At 62.8% G+C, this 21,781-nt stretch carries 23 protein-coding genes, 1 tRNA gene and 1 pseudogene; 2 read left to right on the plus strand and 23 right to left on the minus strand.

Translation table 11 applies throughout. The annotated features are described in order from the left end of the window. Nucleotides 1–3 precede the first annotated feature (3 nt). The 12 genes from J5M67_RS19340 to J5M67_RS19395 form a co-directional block, all read right to left on the minus strand. Complete coding sequence (locus J5M67_RS19340; protein ID WP_207886950.1) at nucleotides 4–1,167, minus strand: saccharopine dehydrogenase family protein; 1,164 nt, start codon at nucleotides 1,165–1,167, stop codon at nucleotides 4–6. 60 nt (nucleotides 1,168–1,227) lie between these two features. Further along, a complete protein-coding gene (locus J5M67_RS19345) occupies nucleotides 1,228–2,508 on the minus strand; it encodes a DUF1329 domain-containing protein (protein WP_230392395.1) in 1,281 nt (426 codons plus the stop codon). 73 nt (nucleotides 2,509–2,581) lie between these two features. After that, nucleotides 2,582–4,393 (minus strand): DUF1302 domain-containing protein, encoded by a 1,812-nt coding sequence (locus tag J5M67_RS19350; RefSeq protein ID WP_207886951.1) that lies wholly within the window; start codon nucleotides 4,391–4,393, stop codon nucleotides 2,582–2,584. Between the two features lie 254 nt (nucleotides 4,394–4,647). Next, complete coding sequence (locus tag J5M67_RS19355; RefSeq protein WP_207886952.1) at nucleotides 4,648–6,621, minus strand: relaxase/mobilization nuclease and DUF3363 domain-containing protein; 1,974 nt, start codon at nucleotides 6,619–6,621, stop codon at nucleotides 4,648–4,650. 405 nt (nucleotides 6,622–7,026) lie between these two features. Then, on the minus strand, nucleotides 7,027–7,614 hold the full coding sequence (locus J5M67_RS19360) for a S26 family signal peptidase (protein ID WP_207886953.1): 588 nt from the start codon (nucleotides 7,612–7,614) through the stop codon (nucleotides 7,027–7,029). After that, a complete protein-coding gene (locus J5M67_RS19365) occupies nucleotides 7,611–8,144 on the minus strand; it encodes a DUF2840 domain-containing protein (RefSeq protein ID WP_207886954.1) in 534 nt (177 codons plus the stop codon). Before J5M67_RS19365 ends, J5M67_RS19360 begins: the two co-directional genes overlap by 4 nt. Then, entirely contained in the window at nucleotides 8,141–8,392 is a 252-nt protein-coding gene (locus J5M67_RS19370; protein ID WP_207886955.1) for a chromosome partitioning protein ParB, read from the minus strand. Before J5M67_RS19370 ends, J5M67_RS19365 begins: the two co-directional genes overlap by 4 nt. Beyond that, nucleotides 8,389–9,027, minus strand: a complete 639-nt coding sequence (gene parA / locus J5M67_RS19375) for a ParA family partition ATPase (protein WP_151163692.1) — start codon at nucleotides 9,025–9,027, stop codon at nucleotides 8,389–8,391. Before parA ends, J5M67_RS19370 begins: the two co-directional genes overlap by 4 nt. Nucleotides 9,028–9,268: 241 nt before the next feature. Beyond that, complete coding sequence (locus J5M67_RS19380) at nucleotides 9,269–10,102, minus strand: replication initiator protein A (RefSeq protein ID WP_207886956.1); 834 nt, start codon at nucleotides 10,100–10,102, stop codon at nucleotides 9,269–9,271. A gap of 26 nt (nucleotides 10,103–10,128) precedes the next feature. Further along, nucleotides 10,129–10,425, minus strand: coding sequence for an AlpA family transcriptional regulator (locus J5M67_RS19385; RefSeq protein WP_207886957.1), 297 nt, complete (start codon nucleotides 10,423–10,425; stop codon nucleotides 10,129–10,131). Between the two features lie 84 nt (nucleotides 10,426–10,509). Further along, on the minus strand, nucleotides 10,510–11,307 hold the full coding sequence (locus J5M67_RS19390) for a DUF2285 domain-containing protein (protein WP_207886958.1): 798 nt from the start codon (nucleotides 11,305–11,307) through the stop codon (nucleotides 10,510–10,512). Between the two features lie 339 nt (nucleotides 11,308–11,646). Next, entirely contained in the window at nucleotides 11,647–11,997 is a 351-nt protein-coding gene (locus J5M67_RS19395; protein WP_207886959.1) for a DUF2958 domain-containing protein, read from the minus strand. Between the two features lie 317 nt (nucleotides 11,998–12,314). Between J5M67_RS19395 and J5M67_RS19400 the strand changes: the two genes are divergently transcribed. Then, nucleotides 12,315–12,605 carry a helix-turn-helix domain-containing protein gene (locus tag J5M67_RS19400; RefSeq protein WP_043545592.1) on the plus strand — a complete coding sequence of 97 codons (291 nt, stop codon included), beginning with the start codon at nucleotides 12,315–12,317 and terminating at the stop codon, nucleotides 12,603–12,605. A gap of 47 nt (nucleotides 12,606–12,652) precedes the next feature. On the opposite strand, the gene J5M67_RS19405 is transcribed toward J5M67_RS19400, so the two are convergent. The 8 genes and pseudogenes from J5M67_RS19405 to J5M67_RS19435 all read right to left on the minus strand — a co-directional run bounded on the left by J5M67_RS19405 (nucleotide 12,653) and on the right by J5M67_RS19435 (nucleotide 19,671). Further along, complete coding sequence (locus tag J5M67_RS19405; RefSeq protein ID WP_207886960.1) at nucleotides 12,653–12,964, minus strand: DUF736 domain-containing protein; 312 nt, start codon at nucleotides 12,962–12,964, stop codon at nucleotides 12,653–12,655. A 715-nt stretch (nucleotides 12,965–13,679) separates the two neighbouring features. Then, a complete protein-coding gene (locus tag J5M67_RS19410) occupies nucleotides 13,680–14,435 on the minus strand; it encodes a hypothetical protein (RefSeq protein WP_207886961.1) in 756 nt (251 codons plus the stop codon). Nucleotides 14,436–14,742: 307 nt separating this feature from the next. Continuing rightward, nucleotides 14,743–15,573, minus strand: coding sequence for a DUF932 domain-containing protein (locus J5M67_RS19415; protein ID WP_207886962.1), 831 nt, complete (start codon nucleotides 15,571–15,573; stop codon nucleotides 14,743–14,745). Nucleotides 15,574–16,171: 598 nt separating this feature from the next. Next, nucleotides 16,172–16,243, minus strand: a pseudogene (locus tag J5M67_RS29855) (DNA-binding protein); the annotation flags it as partial. A gap of 162 nt (nucleotides 16,244–16,405) precedes the next feature. Continuing rightward, on the minus strand, nucleotides 16,406–17,602 hold the full coding sequence (locus tag J5M67_RS19420) for a type II toxin-antitoxin system HipA family toxin (RefSeq protein ID WP_207886963.1): 1,197 nt from the start codon (nucleotides 17,600–17,602) through the stop codon (nucleotides 16,406–16,408). Continuing rightward, the gene (locus tag J5M67_RS19425) at nucleotides 17,602–17,853 is read right to left on the minus strand and encodes a helix-turn-helix transcriptional regulator (protein ID WP_128696136.1); all 252 of its coding nucleotides are present in this window, start codon (nucleotides 17,851–17,853) and stop codon (nucleotides 17,602–17,604) included. Before J5M67_RS19425 ends, J5M67_RS19420 begins: the two co-directional genes overlap by 1 nt. A 113-nt stretch (nucleotides 17,854–17,966) precedes the next feature. Continuing rightward, nucleotides 17,967–18,854 (minus strand): hypothetical protein, encoded by an 888-nt coding sequence (locus J5M67_RS19430; protein ID WP_207886964.1) that lies wholly within the window; start codon nucleotides 18,852–18,854, stop codon nucleotides 17,967–17,969. Nucleotides 18,855–19,428: 574 nt separating this feature from the next. Then, entirely contained in the window at nucleotides 19,429–19,671 is a 243-nt protein-coding gene (locus J5M67_RS19435; protein ID WP_207886965.1) for a hypothetical protein, read from the minus strand. Nucleotides 19,672–19,706: 35 nt separating this feature from the next. Between J5M67_RS19435 and J5M67_RS19440 the strand changes: the two genes are divergently transcribed. Beyond that, a complete protein-coding gene (locus tag J5M67_RS19440; protein ID WP_207886966.1) occupies nucleotides 19,707–20,906 on the plus strand; it encodes a tyrosine-type recombinase/integrase in 1,200 nt (399 codons plus the stop codon). Between the two features lie 72 nt (nucleotides 20,907–20,978). Here J5M67_RS19440 and J5M67_RS19445 read toward each other — a convergent pair. The 3 genes from J5M67_RS19445 to ihfA all read right to left on the minus strand — a co-directional run bounded on the left by J5M67_RS19445 (nucleotide 20,979) and on the right by ihfA (nucleotide 21,780). Continuing rightward, nucleotides 20,979–21,055: transfer RNA gene (locus tag J5M67_RS19445), tRNA-Pro, on the minus strand. An 85-nt stretch (nucleotides 21,056–21,140) separates the two neighbouring features. Next, nucleotides 21,141–21,497: a MerR family transcriptional regulator gene (locus tag J5M67_RS19450; RefSeq protein ID WP_015476661.1), complete on the minus strand. Its 357-nt coding sequence runs from the start codon at nucleotides 21,495–21,497 to the stop codon at nucleotides 21,141–21,143. Continuing rightward, a complete protein-coding gene (gene ihfA / locus J5M67_RS19455; RefSeq protein ID WP_003090661.1) occupies nucleotides 21,478–21,780 on the minus strand; it encodes an integration host factor subunit alpha in 303 nt (100 codons plus the stop codon). The genes J5M67_RS19450 and ihfA overlap by 20 nt, the downstream gene beginning before the upstream one ends. Nucleotide 21,781: the final 1 nt, after the last annotated feature.

Below are 21,781 nucleotides of genomic sequence, written 5' to 3' on the forward strand. Positions count from 1 at the left end.
GTATCAATGGGCGAATGTCACGCTCAGACCACAGTCCCGCCCTTCGGCGAAACCATCCAGCAAGGCGAAGAATGCATCTGCATCCACCGCCTGCTCCGGGGCAAATACCCCAGCCCCCTTGATAGCCCCCTGCCGCAGCAATGGCAGGAACAGCGCATGGGGAATCCCGGTGACAGCGTTCATGCCACCACCCGGCACGCGTTTCAAGCGAGCGCCTGCGCGAGCCGGACGACCATCCTTGAGACCAGCGGCGAAGGCCAGTATGCCCGGGGCATCGGGGGCTTCGTTTTCCTGCAGGCGCTGCCGACGTTTTTCTCGACCACCGTCGCTCGTCAGCAAGGCGGCGGCCTGCTCCAGACTCATCGCACCGGCACGAACCTGATCGGCCAATTGGCGCAAGTCGTCGATAATCCCGTCGACGCCGAGCATGCCATTCAGGCAATTGCGCAAACCGGGGTAGTGGCGAGGCAGCGTCACTGCTTCGGGATGGCCGATGGACCAGATGTCCAGCTCGCCATGGCCAGGGTAATCAATGCGGCAGTGCTCCAGAGGCAGGCGCTCTTCGACTGCGCCATTGCGTACCAACGGGATCTTCTCCGTCAGGCAGTGGACCAGATGGACAGCGGCGGCATCTGTATTCGACTCGCCCTCGTCGAAGAACCCATCGTCTTCGTTATGGGCGTTGGACAGACGCCACGCCGAATAGAGCTCATGCACCTCGTCCAGTTGTTCTGCCGCCTTGACCGCCAGCAAGTTGGCGATACCGGGACTGGCGCCGAGACCGATGACTGCGGTGACGCCCTTGCTCTGGGCCTCCTCATGGAGGCCGATCATGTCCAGGGTCGGTTCCCAGTCGTCGCAGATATCGCAATAGTGTTTGCCTTCGGCAATGGCGGCACGGAGCACCGGCAAGCCGAAGCGGAAGAAGGGACCCGATGAGTTGAGCACTATGTCGCACTGACGGATAGCCTGGCGCAGGCTCTCTTCGTCGGTGATATCCAGCGAGATCGCACTGATGCGTGGGTCATCCAGAGAACGTGCAAAGCGCGCTGCCCTCTCGTAGTCGATCCCGGCCAGTACGATTTTCTCTACGAATTGAAACCCCAGAGCGGTACGGGCGGTGGTCCTTCCCATGCCGCCGCCACCACCGATTGATAAGACCTTCATTGGCTTCTCCTGCCTGTTTGCGATTGATTTTTCTGCTGGGCCGAGGCCCTTAACCCCGCCTCAGCGCACGCCACTCTTACGTAACGCCGAGGGCGTGAAATCGCTCATCTGGGCCTTGAAGCCATATTCGAAACTGCGCACTTCCTCGTTCTTCATGCCGAGTGCGAGGTAACGTCCAGCCTGCAAGTCGTACAACGCTTCAAGGGTGTAGCCCATGGTCTGGTGGTCGAAATACTGCTGGGCATGCCCTTCGCCGACTCGCCAAAGTTGGCCACGTCCGTCGTAATGGTCGGCCAGGGCGATCTGCCAGCTATCCTCGTCGACATAGAACACACGCTTGGCGTAGATGTTGCGTTGTCCCTCTTTGAGGGTGGCCTCGACGACCCAGACCCGGTGAAGCTCATAACGAGTCAGGTCCTGATTGATATGACCCGCCTTGATGATCTGGTCGTACTTGAGCTTGGGTGAGTCCAGCTCGTAGCTGTTGTAAGGGATATACACCTCGCGCTTGCCCAGCAACTTCCAGTCGTAGCGATCCATCGCTCCACCAAACATGTCGAAGTTGTCGGTGGTGCGCAGCCCATCGGCGGCAGTGCCCGGCCCGTCGTAGGCGACCTGGGGGGCACGTCGCACGCGTCGTTGGCCAGCGTTGTAGACCCAGGCCAAACGCGGCTCCTTCACCTGGTCGAGGGTCTCGTACACCAGCAGTACGTTTCCTGCCATGCGCGCCGGCGCGGTGACCCGCTGTTTGAACAGTTGCAACAGATTGCGCGCACGCTCCGGCTCGAGGCCCTCCACCTGGGCTGGCTCGACAATTTCCTCTTCGAAATGCACGGGGGTGAAATCCCCGTTCACCTGGGGCGTGACCTGGGTGATCCAGCGCCGGAAGTTGCCGCCGTGATACCGGGCCTCATGGTTCCAGATCACCTCGGCACCGGTTTTAGGGATCGGGAAAGGGTAATAGCTGGTCGTGAAGTTCTCGATGCTCAGGCCATCCGCCCCCAGCTTGACGACCTTGGCATTGGTTGCCGCAGCCTCGTACAGGCGCTCGGGCAAGGCCATCGTGCGATGAGTCGGGTAGACAGGCAGCCGATAGGTTTCCGGATAGCGGCGCAACATTGCCATCTGCCCCTCGCTCAGATGCGTCCGGTACTGCTCGGCATTCTGCGCAGTGATCACGAAGAGTGGCTTTTCACCTGCGAAAGGGTTGGACAGGAAACCCTTGCTGTCGACACTCGCCGCATTGGTCGGCAACCCACCGGTCCAGGCTGGGATAGTGCCTTCCTTGTTGCCAGCCTTTTCAGCACCCAGGGGCGTAAGACCGGTGAAGTCGGCTGCCATCAGATTCGAGCAGCCAAAGGCCAGAGCGCAGGCCGAAAACCACAAATGCACTTTCATGGCGTTTATCCTTGAATTAGAAACTTGCGCTGAAGCTGGCGGCGACATAGTCGCGGTCGGTGGTCGGGTTGTAGCTGCCACCGAAGAAGTCGGTATAGGAAAGCGAGGCGTTGTAGCGGTTTCGGTAACTGGCATTGAGCGCCAGGTACACCGACTTGGCCCCCTCGTTGAAGTTGGGACCATAGCCGTCCACATCATGGGACCAGGCGATTTCAGGGGTGAGGTTTATACCGGCCAGGACGTTGCTGTATTCGAGGCTTCCGTCCAGGCGATAGCCCCAGGAACTATGGGTGTAGAAACCATGGCCATTGCATTCACGCGGGTTATCGGTGTTCAGCAGGTTCTCGCACAGGCCCGGTACGCCGACTTCACCGTAGCCATAGATGGAATCACGCCCGAAACGCAGCTCACCCGGTCCGCTCTTGAGGCCGTTGATCCGGTTGTAGGCCACCTCGCCCAGGAGGGTCAGGCGATCGGCACCAGCAACCTGATCGATGAAGTGGATCGCCGCCAGTTGAACCTGGCTAACCGGCATGCGCTTGTAGCCTGCCATGTAGGCGCCGGGGTGCAGCGGACCGTTCTGGATGACCTCGGGGCTGACAGGTTGCCCCACGCCACCCCAGGCGGGCGGCAGACCGGTGACGGAGTCCAGCCCCAGAGCAGCGAAAGTCAGGTCGGTGCTGTTGAGCTGCAACGGCATGTTCGGGCGATAGCTGAACTCGCCGGAAACCGATGTGCTGCCCAGCGTGGTCTGGAAGCTCAGGCCATATAGGCGCATGTCCTCGGGGTATTCGATGAGGTAGCCAGCCTTTGGGGAGTTGCCGACCAGATTGGGATCGAAGCGAGGATCGCTGGGATCCAGCACCGAGCTGTTGACCATGCTGTACACCGGCATCCGGCTGTGCAGATTCATGGCATAGAGGCCAACTTCGGTATCGTTCAGTTGGGGAACGAACCAGCGCAGGGCCAACCCATACTGCCCACCATCCCGGGCATCCCGGTCCTTCAGGCGAGGCACCACCTGGTTGCCCGAATTGTTCGGGTTGTAGTCACTGCCGGAAATCACGTTGCGGTCGTTGCAGCCATCAGCGACCACGTCAGTGCCTGAAAAGAAGGTGCCGCAGTTGTCGACGACCGTCTTGTCCCACTGGAGTTGATAGAAGGCCTCCATGGACAGGTTGCTGGCCAAATCCTGGCCGATATAGAACATGTTGACCGGAATGAGGCCCTCCTTGATTTCCGCTCCAGGGCGGCGGAAGGCAGCGACATCAATGGGGTTGATCTGATTGACGCCCCGGATGAACAGGTTCTCCCCCCAACTGACTACCTGTTTGCCCAGGCGCACAGTGCCCGGCAGGTCGCCGATCTGGTAACCGGTGTAAACGAAGGCATCGAGAAACTCCGCGCCAGACGCCTTGGCGCTGCGGTCACGCCCACTGTCATCGATGTCGTAGAGTCGCTGGTGGCCGTCCTTCAGCTCGAAGTCGTACCAGTACTTACCGCGCAGGAATACGCCGGAGTCGCCGTACTTGAGTTCGAGGTCGTGAACTCCCTTGAAAATATTGGAGATCACATCGCCCTTCTTGAAGTTGAGCCGCCCATCGTCCGACGACAAGGTCGACGCCGTGCCGCCGTTACCGACGCCGACGAAGTCCCGGTCCGGATCGCGCACAGCCCAACTGGTGCCGATGGAGAGGGTACTGTCGAAACTCCCCTCGATCTCCCCGATATTGAAAGTCAGAGCCTGGGCCTGTGAGGCCAGGGTCAGGGATACCAGCGGCAGCAGTATGGGTTGCCGCCCTCTCGCTTTTATTGTTTTTGATTTCATAGCGCCTCCGATGAAGGGGATGTCCCTTCGGAGGCCGCAGATTCGCAATCAAGACATCACACAGAAATGACTCCAGCGAGGTATTCGTCAATACCCCCCCCCCTGAAAGCGTTCTCTGAAGCTTGAGTCGCTTCATTGAACTGAATAACGCCATGCGTTCCCACGGTACTACAGATGAGGCACAAGCCAAGTCAGCCAAAACTCACGCGCCCTCTGGTTCGAAATATGTCCACAGCCGGCCCAGACCAACGCAACTATCGACCCATGGTTCTACCTACATCCCAAGTCACTCCCCGCCCGTTGACCAAGGCTGAAACTGATCGGCCTAAGTGGCGCTCTATCACCCTCTTCCAAGGAACTAGGCTGAAACACAGTTCATCCTCGATCAGTGCAAATCGTCCGCTAGCGAGCATGACGCTACGCCGATATATACCGGCAAACCGCTGCCCCTCTTGCACAGGCCGATGCTCTAACCCCGTTTCGGTTGCTATGTTTCGTGCAACTTGGACTAGCTCCTGGTCGCGTAACGTCGTCAGTAGGTTGCGAGCAAGGATTACACGTTGACCTTGTCTTTTTGCCAGGGCTTGCTCAACTAGGTAATCGGCACGCTGCTGCATGGCCTGTCGCACCTCACCAGCGAATCCGAGGTCACCCAGCCCTCGCCCACCGCCGATCAGTTGCTGATCCAGCCAAGTGGCACCAATCACACGGGCCTGTCGTTCAATCGGCAGGTGCGATTTCAGCTCCACAGCAACGCCCCCTAGGCGCCCCGCGTCGTACTGGCGGCCACGCTCGGGCAAATCGCCGGGCACTTTCCACAGCCCTTCAGCCACACGCTCCACGATACCTGCACGACGCAGGGCTTCCAGCCGGCGGACGTGAGTCGCCACCACCTCCTGCGGATCGCGGCCAGCCTTTGCCTGACCCTGAGCAACCGCCAGGTGATGGTCGGTGCGATACAGGCCATCGCTCACCAGCGCGACGATGGTGCGGTCGGCTGCGCGTATCTCGGCCGAGCCGCGCGCCTCCACCACCGATCCTATGGGGTAGTTCGCCAGCTCGTCGCGAGCATTGAGCACGACGTAATGGGCCTTGCCATCAATACCGTCGATGACCAGATACCCCCGGTCACGCAGCTCGTCGGCCAGCCCTTTGGCGGTCACCCGGCCGATCACGGCACGCCCCTCATCTCCCGGCTCGAACACCGCCAGCTCACGCGGCTGGCCGCCCATGGCGCGCTGCAGGGTACGGATGATGTCGCCACGCTCGCCCAGAGCGCGCAACGTCCTTTCCGCGTCCGCTTGGACGGCCCAGGTGCCGGGCTGTGTCTCGTCGGCCAGCCCCAGGCGCTGCAAGCGTTGCAGGCGGCCGATCAGCAGTAGGCGCTGGCGTTGGTGACGGGGCTCGTTGAGGCGTTCGACATGTATCTGGCCATCGTCGCCAGCCTCACGTTTCAGTGTGCGATCCAGACTCGTCCACCGCTCCTGCTCGACCTCACGTTGCAGGGTCTGCTGGATCTCCAACTCGGTGCGCGGCCCCAGCCACTCGGTGGCAAGTTCGGCGGCCCGGTGGCGGAAGCCGTGGGTGATGTAATCGCCGGCGATGATGAGGTCCTTGCCGGTGTCGTCGTGCCCGCGCAGGACGATGTGGGTATGCGGGTTATTGGTGTTCCAGTGATCCACCGCCACCCAGTCCAGCCGCGTGCCCAGGTCGGCCTCCATGCGCCCCATCAGATGCCGGGTGTAGGTGCGTAGGTCGTCCAGCTCGGCACCATCCTCTGGCGCGACGATGAAGCGGAAATGGTGCCGGTGGTCCTGGCAGCGCTCTATGAATGCGCCGAGGTCGGCCTCGTCCGCCTGCGGCCCATAAGCGCGGCCCGGTTCGCCGTCGCGGCCGGCGCCGTCGCGTTCGATGTAGCGCAGGTGCTTGGCCAGCGACCGTGGGCTGGCCTGGCGCTGGTTGACCAGCAGGGTCTTGATGGTCACCCGGCGCGAGAGTGGCGTAAGTGAGGTGCCCACGAAGCGCGTCGCCGTGTACCCACGCCCCAGGCGCGAGCTGGGCCGCTGACCAGCGTGTTGTCCCTTGCCACTGGCCAGTGCTGGGCGCCGCACAGCCGACTTGCCACCGGCCTTGCCGACCTGCTTGAGCACCTTGGAGACAAAGCCCTTGCCCCGGTTCTTCGGGGCGCTGGGGCGTATGCGGAAATCGTCGTCACTCCGGTCGCTCATGGCTGTTCCCTCGTCGAGCCAGGGCGTGTCCTGGCGTGTGAAGCACACGGGTATGCCAGCATCGGCGCGTGTTGCGCGTCGCACACGGCACGGCGGCGAAGCCGCGCCGTGCCGCTCCTCCCCCACGTGCAGACTGGTGTCGCGGGCGAGCAGGTGCCTCCCCCTTTTGTCTTGCCTTCCGCTTTTGCTCTGCCCTGCCCCCTGCCCCCTGGCCTCGGCGACCAGGCGGCTCTGCTGCACCAGCAGCCAGTCCGCCTGCGAATGCGCCAATGACCGCAGGCCGGACGCGTTCGAGGCAAGACAGCTGCACGCAGGACAGCTGCGCCGGATGTTGTGCGAAGCGTGGTGCGGATGCGCTCGCGCTGCACATGCGACGACACGGCAGCAGCAGCGAATCGGCGACCATCATGGATGTATCTCCGACCAGATCGGGCGCGCGACGCCGATCACGGCGGATGTGCTGACCGGCCCGAAGTAGCGGCTGTCGAACGACGCCGGGTTGGTCACGCTCAGCAGGAACAGCTCGTCCTCGATCAGCGATCGGCAATGCCGCCAGGATGGCAGCGACCGGCCCAGGCGATCGGCAGGCAACGCGGTGGCCACCAACACGCCGTCGATGCGTACCTGGCCGGCGACGACGCAGACGTGTTGCGGCGCAACTGCGCCCACGCGCTTGAGCAGAGGGATTTGCGCCGGGAGGTAGCCGCGCTGCGCAGCAAGTACGGTAGCGTCGGTAGGCAACCGGACCAGGACGATGCTGTCCACGGACAACGGACGTGGCAGCGAGCCGGCCCGGGGCTGAAGCGGTTCGACGCGATACCAGCCGACCGGAACGCTGTCGGACGAGTTGTAGATCAGGCGCGGCAGCGGCTGCACGACGGACGCCCATGCCAGCGCAACAAGGCCGACGGCGGACAGCCCCGCAAGGACGATACGAGCGCACAGGCGCGAGCGAGGACGCGGTGCGAGGCTTGTCGTGGAAATGATGGTCACGACAATGCTCTCCCGGCGAGCCAGGCGGCGTGCCGCTCGGCGGTGTAGTCGGGCAGTGGCGAGCGTGCCGCGAGCCGGTTGCCCAGCGTGCGCCAGTACTCGGGCGATGCGGCGACGGGTACGATGCCCAGCGCCTCGATGGCGTCGATGCGTTCAAGCACGGCGCGCACCGTGTTTTCGCCGTCGGTACGCAGCAGCAGGCGCGCGCCAGGCAGCACGCCGGGGATGCGCTGCACGGTGTCCAGTGGTGTGCAGGCCTGCATCACCATGAGTTGCCAGCAAATCGTGCCGTAGTCGTTGGCCTGCCAGCGGATGCGGCAGAAGACAGCGCCCGGCAGGAACGCCGCGACACGTCGCCAGCCATCCAAACGGGTAATACACGCCGGCTCGCCAAAACGTAGGTAGAGCTTGATGCGCTGCTCCACATAGGCGAGCGACACGCGGGTCAGCTGCGCCGCGTCAGTCTGGCCGGCTAGCACTGCGAGCGACGGCGGCGGCGCAGCCGTGGCCTCCGAAAGCCGGGCGTTCATGGGGATTTCTCCGGGAACTCGCGCTCCAGCAGTGCGCGCAGCAGATCGGCGACAGTTACTCCCTGGGTGAACGCCGAGACCTTGATGCGGGCGCGCATGGCGGGCGTAATGTCGAGGGTCAGGCGCGCGGTGTAGAGGTCACCTTTCTGCAGGCTCCCGGCGTCACCCTGGCGCACCCACGCCTCGGCGTGCGGATTAGCCGGCGGACGCGCGCCGATGACCGTGCGTTTGCCGCGCTCGCGGGTCATGTCGTCCACCGCAGCAGTTCGTCGACCAGCGCAGTGATCTCCCGCGCGGCGGCGCTGTCCGGCGCCGTCTCACGAGCGAGTCGCCCGGCGGCCACGCTGTCGGCGAATACGATGCGCTGGCGCACCTCCGCACGCAGCGCCGGCAGCGGCTGATCGGCCAGGGCCTGACGTGCCTCGCGACCAATGATGGTGGTGCTGACGCGCCGGTTGATGACGAAGGCCGCGGCTAGCTGCGGGCGGAATACCTGCGCCTCGCGGATCAGCGCGACCATCTCGGCGCTGGCCCAAAGGTCGTAGGGGCTGGGCTGCACCGGGATCAGCACGCGCTCGGCCGCCAGCAGCGCGGAGCGCGCCAGGGCGGCGATGCGCGGTGGCCCGTCGATGATCACGTGATCGGCGCGACGGGCCAGTTCGGGCGCTTCCTGGTGCAGCGTTTCGCGGGCAAGGCCCACAGTGCTAAACAGCCTGGGCAAGCCCTGCTGGGCGCGCCGTTGCGTCCAGTCCAACGATGAACCCTGCGGGTCGGCGTCCAGCAGGATGACCTGCGCACCGCGCAGCGCGAGCTCACCCGCGATGTGGGTGGCGAGCGTGGTCTTGCCGACGCCGCCTTTCTGGTTGAGCAAGGCGATGATCATGGCGCGGCCCTCCCTGCTGGAAAGCCGGCCTGACCGTGCCGTTTCTTGGTTGTCCACCGAAACAGCGCGCCTCTACAAAAAGTTAGAGCTTTTAAGTTAGAGAAGTTAAGGGAGACTGGATCCCGCGCAGGCTCTGGCCTGCGGAGGATTTTGCACGCCTGATAGCACGACAGTGATACGCCCGATAGCACGATACTCCGTACGCCTGATAGCACGAGCCCATTCACAGGTTTTACCGCGCTTATCCCCGTGCCGTGGGCGACACGGGCCGGAACGTCAGCAACTCCGTGCTGGCCTCCGGTATGCGCTCGATACCGAGCACGTAGCCGGGCAGCGACTGCCGCGCCACCAGGGCGCGCAGGTCGCAGGCGAAGTCGCAGAACCTGGCTGTGCTGCCCGACTTGCGGTGCAGGTGGCGGAAGTCGAACTGCCAGCCGTCCGGCTGCTTGCCGCCATGCTTGCGCACCAGGCGGTACAGCCAGCGCTCGATGCCGCCGGTGAGCCGGAAATACGCCGGGTCGATCGTCAGCACCAGGGCGGCGTCCAGCACGCCCGCGTAGAACCAGTCCGGCAGGATCAGCTCGATGCCCTGTGGGATGCCGCGGGCGTCGGCCAGCTCCTTCCACTCGTTGATCCAAGAGAAACGGTGCAGGCGCCGGCCGCTGGTCTCGCGGATGGAGGTGGCCACCGTGGTCGACTGCAGGCGATCCAGGGCGGCTTTGAGGCGCTGGTAGTCGCGCAGCGACACTCCGCGCCCGATGAAGCGCAGGATCTCGTAGGGCGTGGCGCGCATCAGGCGAGACGGGTGCAGGCCCGCGTTGCGCGCCGCGACGATCTGGCTGGCGGCCCAGATCAGCACGTCGGCATCCCAGATCGTAGCGATGCCATGTTCCCGCGTGCCCTCCACGCGCACGGTGACGCCGCCGGAGCGGAAGTCGATCGGCGTGGTGCGCCGCGACTTGGCCAGCGAGAAGAACGGGTAGGCCATCAGGTCCTGGCTGTCGCGCGGCGCCATTTCGCCCGGCAAGGAACGGAACAGGTCGAGCTGTTCCCGCTCCGGCGCCGAGCTGGGCATGGCGATGGCCTCCGGCGAGCCGCCGATCAGCGCGCACGGCTGTCGGCCGAGTGCTGCTCAGCGTACTCGGGATCGGAGGTGGCCTCGAAGCTGTGCTGGTCGGCCCAGGCATCGAGATCGGCGACGGCGTACATGACGCGCCGGCCGAACTTGCGAAAGCGCGGGCCGCCGCCGATCACACGCTGCTTTTCCAGCGTGCGCGGCGACAGGCGCAGGTAGGTGGCCGCCTCGTCGTTGGTCAGGTAGCGCTGCGGCTGGGCTGTGGCGGCGGGTTGCAGGGACTTGGCGTGGGCGGCAGCGGGTCGCACGGGAGCGGGTCGCATGGGGTGAGCCTCCATCGTTCAGGACAGTCCGGCCACACCAGAGCAGCCGGATGGAGGCAGTCTCAGAAAGGCTTGGAGGCCTGCTCAGGGTCGTTCTGCGGGCTGTGTCGAACGGCCCTCCTCGCGCCTGTCGAGCTGTGCCAGGCGACGATAGCCGTCGTGCATCAGCTCCCGGCCGCGCCGCACCAGACGACGCACCTTCGAGCGCAGGCCACCATCGGCGTGCCAGCCGTCGGCCACCGCCGCCGGGCCGAACAGCCCCGCGGCCACCTCGCGCAAGGATGCCCCCGCCAGGGTGGCGTCGAGTGCTTGCAGGGTATGCAGCTCCAGCAGCGCAGTCGGGCCGGGTCGGCACCGAACCACCGCGAGCGGTGCGGCATCGGCGGCCTCTGCCAGCTTGTCCATTTCGGCCATGAGGGCGCAGGAACGTGCGCAGGGGCTGGCGCAGGCCCGGACGGCGTGGACATAGGCCATGCCCTGCTCCAGACCGGGCGCCACGGCCAGGCGCATGCAGCAGCCCGGCCAGCGCGTCGTCAGCAGCAGGCGCCGGCCATCATGGACCAGGCCTTTGCTGCCAGGGAGGCGCCAGAAGTCGAACGCCACGGAGTCAGGCATGGGGTCGACATCGGGATACAGATGGATCAGTTCCGGGTGGTCGGGAAACCAGACCGGATGCGCGTCACGCGCGTCCAGGCTCGGGTTTTCCAGCAGACGCAATCCCCAGCGTTGCGGCGCTTCGGGCCGGTGCTGGCGATCGAGCCAGTCGCGGCGGTATTCAGGGTTCCGGCGCAGGTACTCCCAGGCCAGGGCGAGGTCATCCAGGTGCAGGACGTAGAGATAAGCGGCGGTGGGATACCAATGCTCGGCGTCGTAATCGGCCATGGGGCAACCTCCCTTTGCACAGGGTTCGTCGCCACGGGCTCGCAACGCGCGGTCAGCGCATCCTCGACACAGCAGTAGGTGGAAATACGTCAAACGACAGCATCAAGACCGATTGACTCCGAAGCGTTACGCGGATCGTCCGAATGCGACAGCGCCGCCGTCCATCATTGGTACGGCGCCAGGCACAGCCTGCAGTCTTGAGCGGCGGCCATCATGATCGATTGGATCAGGCTTGTAGCGTCTTAGTGCAATAGTGCCGATTAAGACCGAGACGATCTGGACTCGGATCGTGTCGATCACAGTGTCCCCAGACGACCTGGGTGGGGTAGGTCAGATCGGTCAGTCCATGATCGAGCCGTTGAGCTGCGCCAGCCGCGTGTACTCCGACAGCGTGCGCGTCGCCCGGAAGTACAGGTCGCGCATGACCGGACGCTTGAGCGGCCCGACGATGGACACCAGCTCGGATAGCTTCACAGTGCCCAGCGCGGGCATGCCAATCCCCACATCGCAGAGACCATAGGCCATGTCTCCATCGACCGGATCGAGTGAAGCCAGGAGCCAGGTCACATGCGCGTCGGGCGTGAATAAGCGCACCACCGGCAATGGGTCGATGGCTTGGCCCACCGCCTGGGCGCGGCCGTTCGCCAACATCTGTGCGCGCTCCGTCTCGGTGATGAGCGAGAGGATCATGGCCGCATGCCGGAATGCACCCTCGCCCTGCCTGCAGGCGTGGATACACAGAGGTGCTTTCGCACCGACTCACCAATCCGCCGATGCGGATTCGTGCATTCGTTCAGAGAAACGGATGCGCATGCCAGCGAATTCGCAAAGGCACCAAGGCGTGAAATCGGCATTGCGCCAATCAGGAGAGACACGGATGCACCTCTGTGGTTCTGATGAAATCCGCCGATGCGGGTTTCCGTAAAAGCACGAAAGCGTCGGAAATATCGTGCAATGAGTTAAAGATAACGTGGTTTTGATTCTCCCTCGATCGGACGCTTCTGTCTATGCAGAAGCGATCCGTCCAGCCTGGCCGACCAGCCGGCACCACCACCTTCGATGCAGAGCTGGCACAAGCCTTCGGCGCGGCGGTGCGCGCGCTACGTATGGAGCGCGGCATCGCGCAGGAGTCGCTGGCGAACCTGGCTGGCGTCGAGCGCTCGCACATGGGCAAGGTCGAGCGTGGCGAGCACATGCCAACGCTGGCGATCATCTTCAAGATCGCCGGTGCGCTCGATTGCAGTACAGCGGTGTTGATGGCTGCGACGGAAAGCCAGCTCGCCGCCTCCAGGGCGTAGTCCTGCGACAACGCCCCGCCGCAACGGGCGGGGCACCGAGGTGGCCGTCAGGCCGCCGACTTGCTGCGCGACCAGATCAAGTTGTGCGTACCGTCCTCCTCCTCGATCAGCCGGGCGTAGATCGTCGCCGGGAACGAAGGATCGTCGAGGGTCACGGACAGGTAGGGCCGCTCGGCCTGGCTGACTTTCTTCCAGGCCGCGCCGATGTCGTAGCCGCCGGTCGCCTGGATGCGGTAGACGGGGGCGTTCTCGCCGCTCCTGTCGTTGGGGACGAACTTGACCTTGACGTTGAGCGTCAGGGTGCGGACCGTGCCAATGAAGCCGTCATTCTGAGCGGTGAAGGTGCCGATGTTGGCCATGATGATTTCTCCTTGCGGGGTAACCAAGGTCGCGCCCATCGCGTCCTTGTTGTTATCCGGCAGGCGGTGGACGGGCTGGCCGCACCGCGCAGCGGCCGCAACAGCGTGGAGGACCAGGAGGCGCACAGAATTTGTGGGCGAGGAATCCGCACAGCGGAGGGGAAATTGTTTGCGTTGGACGGTTGCGGCCATGAAGCCCGAGGCGCAGCCGTGCCACCGACAGGATTCACGACAAGCCAAGGACGCACCGGGCCGAACCGCCCCGGAAGGAGACAGGGCCGACTCGGTATCCCCGCGTGACGGCTTCACCGGCCTGCACCCTGACGCGGGTAAGGCCAACACCCCCGACGACAGGCGAGAACGCCCTTGCCGCATCCTGCGGCAACAGGCTTGAGGCGTGGACTGGAAGCGCCATAGCGTGGCCGTGCGGCATGTCCGTGGCCCGTCCTTCGCGACCTGGAACAACGAACCGTCAGCATCGAGGACGGTATGCGCATGCACAACCTGTCGCAGCAAGCCAGAACGTAGCCCGCTCCCATTGCGGCGAGGCATTTCACCTGAAATGTGCAAGCAGAGCGCGCAGCGCCACAGGCGCGAAGGCGTGAGGGATTAAAGCCGAATGGCCGTGACGGCAAAGCCGGCACGGGGCGTAGCCCGAAAGCCCGACGGCGCATGCGCCGACACGCCCGGCTTTGGGCTACTTACTCCTCAGTTGCTACATGAAGAAGCTGCCTTGATCCGAATAACCGGCGGGGTCAATCGCTAGCTCGGCAATACGTGACTGCATCGCACGTTTGCAACTGAAACTCTCGCCGCCGTCCTGAATCCACGCACCCAGGCGACGCTCCAGCCACCCATGCGCCACGGCATCACCATCGCGGAGGCCGCAGTACCACTCTGGCTGAATGTCATCCCTCTTGGGCTTGAGGACGACGCTGATGGAAAGCTCGTCACCGCTGATAGCATCCACACTGGCAATGGCCGGCTCCCCATCGATGACAAAGCGATAGCTGCTACGCACACATTTGTGGCTATCAGGGGCTCCACCGGGCCACCAGTTATCACTCGGAGTAAGCCCAAACAGGCGCTGTTCGAGACCAGCATTGATCGCCGCCACCATCAAGTTGCGCCACGCCCACCAACGCACACCCCGCTTCGCTCTCAGAGGGAAACTCTTGAACGGGGAATAGGAGCGATCAAGCTCCGGCAACAACTCCAGATTTTCGGGAGCGTCATAACCCAGTTGCCTCAAGCGCTGAACCAACTGGCCATTGCTCGGCTTTTGCGCCTCGGCTGTCGAATGACCTGCAAGGGCAGCACGCAGGGCTGCATGGGTCTTGTATCCCAACGAGGCCGCAATGGCTTCGCTAAGGTGAGAGGAAGAGATACCCAATGCGCGGCCGCGGCGCTGAGCACCTTGCTTGAGATTACGCAGAGAGGCTTCAGAAACGAAAAAAGTAGAAACAGACATGCCAAGTTCCTTGATAACTGGTCGATGTCTGCCGATTACGCATCGACCTATGGGAATAGGCACGGTCGCGAGAGGTGAAGCAGAAGAACGTCGTTTAACCCGGCAGTAGGTTCAGCAGGACGCGGCTGGTAAATATCGTACTGCATGTCGATCAAAGAGTCACAACGCTTTTCCCTGGGAACCCAAACTGAGCGCAACTATGCTGCTCTCGGTTTCAGCGGTAGCTGGTCACTCATGGTGTGACGCGTGAACATAATCTGCGGTTGAAACGGAGGGGCCACTTGCCTGACAGCCCCTCCGGAGAGGTTCAGGCTTTCAACTGGCGCAGGCCATCGGCCAGCAGCCACAGGGCACGATTCAGGCGCAGGTCCTGGTCGATACCCTGCACAGGGCGGGTGCGCTGACGACGCCCGTTGCCGCCGCGACCGAGCAGGCCGCCGCGAATGAGGTTTTCCTGGGTGCGGTTGAACACGCTCCATAGGTCGGCGCGGTTGTCGTCGAGACGGCGCGGGGCCAACACCTGCCGCTCGGCAATCGGTGCAGGCTTGTCGGGGTTGTCATACTTGAGGGCGAGTGCGGCACGGGCGAAGACTTCGGCCTCGCCGCCGTCCAGCCTGACGGCGCGCATGGCCTCGCGGGACGCCTGTGCCTGTTCGAAGCCGTGCAGCACCTCGTAGGCGCCCTCGATCACCTGGGCGGCCACGTCGCCCTTGTGCGGCACGCGCACGTCCGCCACGGTGTCGCCGCAGACCAGACCGTTCTGGCAGACGAAGCGGAACATGCCGGCGAGCATCTGGTAGCTGCTCGTCCCGTCGTGCGAGTTCAGCAGGATGATTTCGTTGGCTTCGCCTCGGGCGTCGATCTGGCTGGCGTGGCGCAGCCGGATCATGTGCTTGGTGAAGTCGCGCCGGTCATCCCGGCGCACACGGGTCTGGCACACCATGAAGGGCTCGAAGCCTTCGCCGCGCAGCTCCTGCAGCACGGTCGCGGTCGGGATGTAGCTGTAGCGCTCGGAGCGGCTTTCGTGCGGGGCCTCGGCGAAGATGGACGGGGCCACGGCGCGAATCTGCTCATCCGACAAGGGGGATTCCGAGCGCAGCACCGGGGAGCGGTACGAGAAGCGGGAAGCAAGTTGCATGGTCGTTCTCCTGACAAGGATTGCTGTCAAAAACCATCACCGGATTCCTAGATTCGGAGCCCGCTTTCGGCTCTTCCGGTGGGGTCGGCGCGGAGACCTGGGCCGGCCTCGTTGCCACCGTCTTTCCTGAGTTCATCGCCCGCGACGGTCAGGAGCGCGCGGACGGGGGCCGTCAAAGGAGACAAGCGCCGGGTAGGTGCGGCCCGCAGGCGCAGCCGAGGACACGGCCCGGCGCGCCTTGACGGCTCAAGGCTGCGGGCTACAGTCGCGACAAGGTGATGAAGTCAGGGAAAGGCGGATCGACAGGCAACGGCCACAGCGTTAGCGCAGACGCCACGCAAGCGCAGCGCGCAGGCCCTGCGTAGCCGGGCCGAAAGCATCAGCCGAACGCAGTGAGGGAACGATGGAAACCCGAATGGGGCGAGACTCGCCCAGCGTGGCTCGATGCACCGCACGACAGCGCGCCCGGCCATTAGCCGGGGATGTCCAAAGGACAGAGGTACCTGAGAACAAGCTGAACAAGAGGACCTGAGGTACCGACAAGCCCACACCGGGTCAATACGCTGCGAAGCACCACCAACACTCAGCGCTGACAATCCCTGGTCAGCGAGTAGCTGCCCTTGACCTGCAACCAGGCCAACACGTCCGCCAAGTGCCAGATCGATGCACTATCCAACCCGAACTAAGCGACACGGAGCTGGTTTAGGTAATCGGAAAAACCGTCACTCCGAGTGACTCATTCTCGACCACGAGAAACCATCCAGATGCGGTGTGCTGGCCTCATAATCCGCTCCATCGCCAGCGCTCATACAATCCAAGGCGCCGACGTAATCTAGCCGAAGGTTTTCATAAATGGCTCAGCAGACTGGCGGATTGCCGCGGCCACATTCGGAGCCTGCTCGCACAGCTCATTCGAGCGGCCCAGCACCCGCTCCAGTGCTTGTAACTGCTCACGAATGACCTCCTCCGGCCGAGCCACATCGCACACCTTGGCGAACTCCAGCAGCCCCTGCCGCGAGGCGAACAATGACTTGTTGCCGACCAGATCCAGCGCCAATACGTCCTCTGGAATGTAGGCCGTGGTGTTGACGATGTCGTAGGCCGGAGCCAGCCGCGCATCGCGCTGCGTAGGGTCGGAATACAGTAGCCCGAAGTTCTTCAGATGGGCATCTCCATTTCCGACGATGCAGCTCAGGCTAACCATGGCAAACAACTGCGCCAATGAACCCTGCACCTGCTCGGGCGGGCAGAACAGGCGGATGGCCTTGGCGATGGCCGAATAACTCTTGCTGTATTTCTGCTCCGCAGCCAGCCCCATCAATGCAGCCATGTCCTCGAAGCCAATGGGATCGAGCTGCTCGTCCCGGTCGAAGCGGCGCATGACGAACAGCTTGGTGTTATCGGACAGGTAGAACTCCGGCACCGCAATCCCAGCCTCCCTGGCAACGGACATGCAGAGGAACTCATTAATCGCCAACCCCGGAAACTCGTCCCGACCGCTCTTGATGATCAGGTCGGAGGTCTTCGAGGTAAAACGCTGTGGCGCGGCGTCCTGCTGCTCTGGCACCAGTACCTTGGGCTGCACGCCCGAGATTCCGGCGCGCAAAATGTAACGATCCACCAGGCCGGCAAAAATGTCCTCGGCACCATCCCAGGTCAGGATTTCTTCCAGCTTTTCCCCAGGAAACTGCTGCCTTCGCAAGAGCGCATCGACCTCTGCTGAGCTCACCGCGACTCGCCCGATAGGCGAGCTGCTGCCGGACAGAGCCAGCAGCAACATCGGGTCGACATTCACCACCTTGGCCAGTCGATTGCGCAACTGTTCCAGGACATAGCCTTCCGGCAGGTTCATCTGGAAGATCGGATGCAGCTCCCGGTGGCGGTATTCCTCCAGGCGCACGGGCATCAGCAAACTGATCGCAGCCTGCTCTTGGGCTCCCTCGTGGTAGCGAAACAGATAATCCCCGGCACTGCTGAGGATCTTCCCGCTATCCCCCTCTGGCGTTGAAACCTGCAACACGGTAGCCATCAGTCAAACACTCCCTGGATTTCATCCAACGTCGGCATGGCAGCGGGCACCAGCGCGAACTCACAGTCCAGGGCTCCCAGTACGCGCGCATAGGCCATCATGCCCACCGACAAGTCGCCCCTCTCGATGGCGATGATCTTTTGCCGGGTGATGCCAGCCAAGACCGCCAGCTTGGCCTGGGTCAGACCGCGATTCAGGCGGCGCTGCCGGATCTGCTCGCCAAGGCGCCTCGTGATAAGGGAATAATCCATGTTCTGTATACGTAACAAATTAAATTAAATGTAACGTATACCTAACCCATGAAAAAATCAAAGTGGATTAGACCGGCCATACTCGAGCAGCAAAGCCAGCTTGCACTTGTGCCTCACCGCTCTTCTGGCCCTCGCCATTTCATCAACATGCCAAGCGTATCCATCTCCCCAACAAGCTCCCTGGCAATGGCTAGGCGCCCCAGCAACACCTCCCTCTCCTCGCTAGTCCGCGACAAAGCTTCGTCCTCGGCCTCGCGGAAGAATGCCTGTATCCGCCGGACGTCATCCCAGGCACGAATGGCCTCAAGCAGCTCTTGTCGGGCTTCGGACCTAGCCTTTTCCTGGCGCTCCCGCTCCCACCGCGCCTCCAGTCGCCGCCACTCTTCTTCCTGCTCCCGCCTTCGGATCTCAGCCTGGCGCTCGCCCTCCTCGACAAGGCCGGCAATAGTGGTCGCCGCCTTTGCCAGGTAGTCGACTATTTCGTCCAGCTGTCCCCGGAGTTCGCGCGCCTTGGCCTCCGGCCAGCGATACACCCAATCCGCGACCGGATAAGGACTGAATGCCTGGAGGCACAGACGCCCGGTAGCGAAGTGTTTGTGCGTGGTCCAGCTCCAACTGGGCATCGGACGACGTCGCTCGGCAGCCGGTAGCTTGCCAAGAGGGATGTACTCCCCATCGACGTACCGCGCCTCCAGCTCCTCGGTCATCTCGAAAAGAGTCAGGCCGATAGCGACGGAGCCCACGAAGACAACAGTCGCCTTGGTGGGATGCCAAAGGCTCGGATAACGATTGTTAACCGTCTTCCCGGGCTTCTCCCTTTCCTCAACGGAAGCGCGGGAATAGGTGCGATCGCTCGGCGCGAGCATGACCCGATATCCAGCGGCCTCCAGCCTGAGGAACAGGGCATTGGCCATATCCAGCGCATCGTCGAGCATCGGCCCCGATACCACTACATCCACCAGGCGCCTCTGCGAAGGCTTCAGGTAGCCGCTGTCGATCACCTTTCCCTTGGTAAAAAGGTCTCGTACACCGCTGACCAAGGGATGGCGCGCTGAGCGCGAAATACGTGGCCGCGGACGGGCAACCTGGCTCTCCGGCGGCTTGGGAAGCGGATACCTCGCCGGCCCTGGGGCATCGCCTCTTCGCCATATCAAATGGTCTCCCGGGCGTGCGTCAGGCAAGGGTACCTGGGGACTTGGCTTGCCATGTTCGAGCTTTGCCCAGTGGCCGCGCGGCGGGCGCGGCACGTTCATGGAGGTGCAGACCCTCGCCATGAAGCTCGACGAAACCCCATAGCGCTCGGCCACCCTGAGCATAGGGTGGCGCCATACCTCATCGTAGAGCGCCTCCCGGGACACCTGCCCGGGCGGATCATCGCCATCCATAGCATCCGTCGGAACTGAGTTCACCCACAATCCTCCTGTCGCCCAAGTCTCATATGCCATCAATGCCCGCGTCGCCTGTCCACTCGTGGCTTCCCCTTTGCTTGGACACGCAGCAAATCGCCACAACGGGTTGCCCTTCATCTGGTCTGCCTTGAGCATGACACCGTCATGCCAAGAGGCAGATGCCATGTCAGACGCCAGCAGGCAACCCCTGCCCAACCGGCTTTCTTGCCCACCACGCGTTATCCGGGCCGGGGCGGCGCCCGCTTATCTCGGGATGTGCAGAGATGAGTTCAACAAGACCGTACGCCCATATGTCCGCGAATTTCGCATAGGCCTGCAAGGCATCGGCTTTGATCGCGAGGAACTGGACGCCTGGGTAGACGACTACATCGAACGAGCGGTTATTGAAAAGAACGGTGCCCAGGGACAAGATCGATTCCGCAGCGAGCGCCAAGGAGAAAAACCATGGCGCGAAAAACCATCACTGGCCTCTACGAGAGAAACGGAATCTGGCATGTCGACAAGGTCGTCAGAGGTCAGCGACTTCAAGAAAGCACTGGAACAAGCAACCGGGAGGAAGCAGAACAGTACCTGATACACCGGCTCGAGAAGCTGCGAGAAGAGAAGGTCTACGGTATTCGCCGAATCAGGAGCTGGCGAGAAGCCGCCACACGCTACCTGGTGGAATACAAGGACATGCCGTCGATCGGCCTGGCCGCCATCTACCTTGAGCAGTTGGATCCCTACATCGGCAACCTACCGCTCACGCACGTCGATGACGAGTCGCTTGCCCCGTACATCAAGGACAAACTGAAGCCGGGCAGGACATCGACCGGCAAGGTGAAGCCTGGAGTAACCCCAAGGACGGTGAACATCGCCCTGGAGAGAGTCATCCGTATTCTCAACCTATGCGCCCGAAAATGGCGCGATGAAGAGAAACGGCCCTGGCTGGACACGGTACCGATGATCAGCAAGCTGGACGAGAAGCGATCGAGGCGAACGCCCTACCCGCTTTCGTGGGAAGAGCAATCGCTGCTGTTCTCGGAACTGCCGGACCACCTGCGGCGAATGGCGCTCTACAAGGTCAACTGCGGCTCTCGGGAGCAGGAAGTGGTCAAGCTGAGGTGGGACTGGGAGATCCCGGTACCGGAGCTGGATACCAGCGTGTTCCTGATTCCTTCGGACTTTGGAGGTAGGGACAAGGGATCAGGTGTGAAGAACGGAGAGGAACGGCTGGTTGTGCTGAACACGGTGGCCAAATCGGTCATCGAGGGGCAGCGCGGCCTAGATCCGGTCTGGGTATTCCCGTATGGGATGCCCGACAGGAACGGCAAGGCGACACCGGTTCATCGGATGAACGATTCCGCCTGGAAGAAGGCGCGGATCCGGGCGGCGAAGAAGTATCAGGAACGCTTCCTGCGACCGGCACCGAAGGGATTTGCTTCGATCCGCATTCACGACCTGAAGCACACCTTCGGGAGAAGGCTCCGGGCAGCCGGTGTAACCGAGGAAGACAGGCGGGCCCTGCTGGGCCACAAGAACGGTAGCATCACCAGTCACTACTCGGCGGCGGAGCTGGGAAAACTGATCGATGAGGCCAACAAGATATCGGCGACGGACTCGCGAGGGCCGGCGCTGACGATACTGAGGAGGAAGGCAGGATGAAAAGTCCCGCAAAAGTCCCTGAAACGAAAAAGGCCAGCTCATCTCTGAACTGGCCTAAGTCGTGGAGTTATTTGGTCGGGACGGAGTGATTCGAACACTCGACCCCTTGCACCCCATGCAAGTGCGCTACCAGGCTGCGCTACGCCCCGACGTTGCTTCCGAGTTCCCTCAGAAGCGGATCGCACTATACCCCAAGCATTTGCTTTGGAGAAGTGCTTTTTTCATTTTTTTCAGTTACTTGCGCAGCACATGCAGCACATCTTCCAATTCGGCGATCATCTGCCGGATCAGTTGCTTGTACTGGGTGGCGTCTTCGCGTGCTTCGTCGCCGGTGAGGCGCTGACGAGCGCCGCCGATGGTGAAGCCCTGGTCGTAGAGCAGCGCGCGGATCTGGCGAATCATGAGGACATCCTGGCGCTGGTAGTAGCGCCGGTTGCCTCGTCGCTTGACCGGGTTGAGTTGCGGGAACTCCTGTTCCCAGTACCGCAGCACGTGCGGCTTCACCGCGCAAAGATCGCTCACTTCACCGATGGTGAAGTAGCGCTTGCCCGGAATGGGGGGCAGCTCGTCGTTATGACTTGGTTCCAGCATAAGCCTCAACCCTGGCCTTCAGTTTCTGCCCTGGACGAAAGGTGACGACGCGCCGGGCTGTGATCGGGATTTCCTCTCCCGTCTTCGGGTTGCGTCCGGGACGCTGGCGCTTGTCGCGCAGGTCGAAGTTGCCGAAACCCGACAACTTCACCTGTTCGTTATGCTCCAGCGCCTGGCGGATCTCTTCGAAGAAGAGCTCCACCAGTTCCTTGGCTTCCCGCTTATTCAGGCCCAGCTCTTCGTACAGACGTTCAGCAATTTCAGCTTTCGTCAGAGCCCCCATA

Origin of the sequence: Pseudomonas sp. 30_B (genome assembly GCF_017491605.1) — a bacterium.
GTDB lineage: Bacteria > Pseudomonadota > Gammaproteobacteria > Pseudomonadales > Pseudomonadaceae > Pseudomonas.

Coding starts and splice junctions, on each gene's coding strand:
- J5M67_RS19390 (WP_207886958.1), bottom strand. CDS start 11,307: ATGGCCGATTACGACGCCGAGCATTGGTATCCCACCGCCGCTTATCTC.
- J5M67_RS19370 (WP_207886955.1), bottom strand. CDS start 8,392: ATGACCCGCGAGCGCGGCAAACGCACGGTCATCGGCGCGCGTCCGCCG.
- J5M67_RS19405 (WP_207886960.1), bottom strand. CDS start 12,964: ATGGCCAACATCGGCACCTTCACCGCTCAGAATGACGGCTTCATTGGC.
- J5M67_RS19385 (WP_207886957.1), bottom strand. CDS start 10,425: ATGCGACCCGCTCCCGTGCGACCCGCTGCCGCCCACGCCAAGTCCCTG.
- J5M67_RS19425 (WP_128696136.1), bottom strand. CDS start 17,853: ATGGATTATTCCCTTATCACGAGGCGCCTTGGCGAGCAGATCCGGCAG.
- J5M67_RS19440 (WP_207886966.1), top strand. CDS start 19,707: ATGGCGCGAAAAACCATCACTGGCCTCTACGAGAGAAACGGAATCTGG.
- ihfA (WP_003090661.1), bottom strand. CDS start 21,780: ATGGGGGCTCTGACGAAAGCTGAAATTGCTGAACGTCTGTACGAAGAG.
- J5M67_RS19350 (WP_207886951.1), bottom strand. CDS start 4,393: ATGAAATCAAAAACAATAAAAGCGAGAGGGCGGCAACCCATACTGCTG.
- J5M67_RS19395 (WP_207886959.1), bottom strand. CDS start 11,997: ATGATCCTCTCGCTCATCACCGAGACGGAGCGCGCACAGATGTTGGCG.
- J5M67_RS19400 (WP_043545592.1), top strand. CDS start 12,315: ATGCAGAAGCGATCCGTCCAGCCTGGCCGACCAGCCGGCACCACCACC.
- J5M67_RS19450 (WP_015476661.1), bottom strand. CDS start 21,497: ATGCTGGAACCAAGTCATAACGACGAGCTGCCCCCCATTCCGGGCAAG.
- J5M67_RS19345 (WP_230392395.1), bottom strand. CDS start 2,508: ATGGCAGCCGACTTCACCGGTCTTACGCCCCTGGGTGCTGAAAAGGCT.
- J5M67_RS19380 (WP_207886956.1), bottom strand. CDS start 10,102: ATGCCCAGCTCGGCGCCGGAGCGGGAACAGCTCGACCTGTTCCGTTCC.
- J5M67_RS19415 (WP_207886962.1), bottom strand. CDS start 15,573: ATGCAACTTGCTTCCCGCTTCTCGTACCGCTCCCCGGTGCTGCGCTCG.
- parA (WP_151163692.1), bottom strand. CDS start 9,027: ATGATCATCGCCTTGCTCAACCAGAAAGGCGGCGTCGGCAAGACCACG.
- J5M67_RS19365 (WP_207886954.1), bottom strand. CDS start 8,144: ATGAACGCCCGGCTTTCGGAGGCCACGGCTGCGCCGCCGCCGTCGCTC.
- J5M67_RS19340 (WP_207886950.1), bottom strand. CDS start 1,167: ATGAAGGTCTTATCAATCGGTGGTGGCGGCGGCATGGGAAGGACCACC.
- J5M67_RS19355 (WP_207886952.1), bottom strand. CDS start 6,621: ATGAGCGACCGGAGTGACGACGATTTCCGCATACGCCCCAGCGCCCCG.
- J5M67_RS19410 (WP_207886961.1), bottom strand. CDS start 14,435: ATGTCTGTTTCTACTTTTTTCGTTTCTGAAGCCTCTCTGCGTAATCTC.
- J5M67_RS19420 (WP_207886963.1), bottom strand. CDS start 17,602: ATGGCTACCGTGTTGCAGGTTTCAACGCCAGAGGGGGATAGCGGGAAG.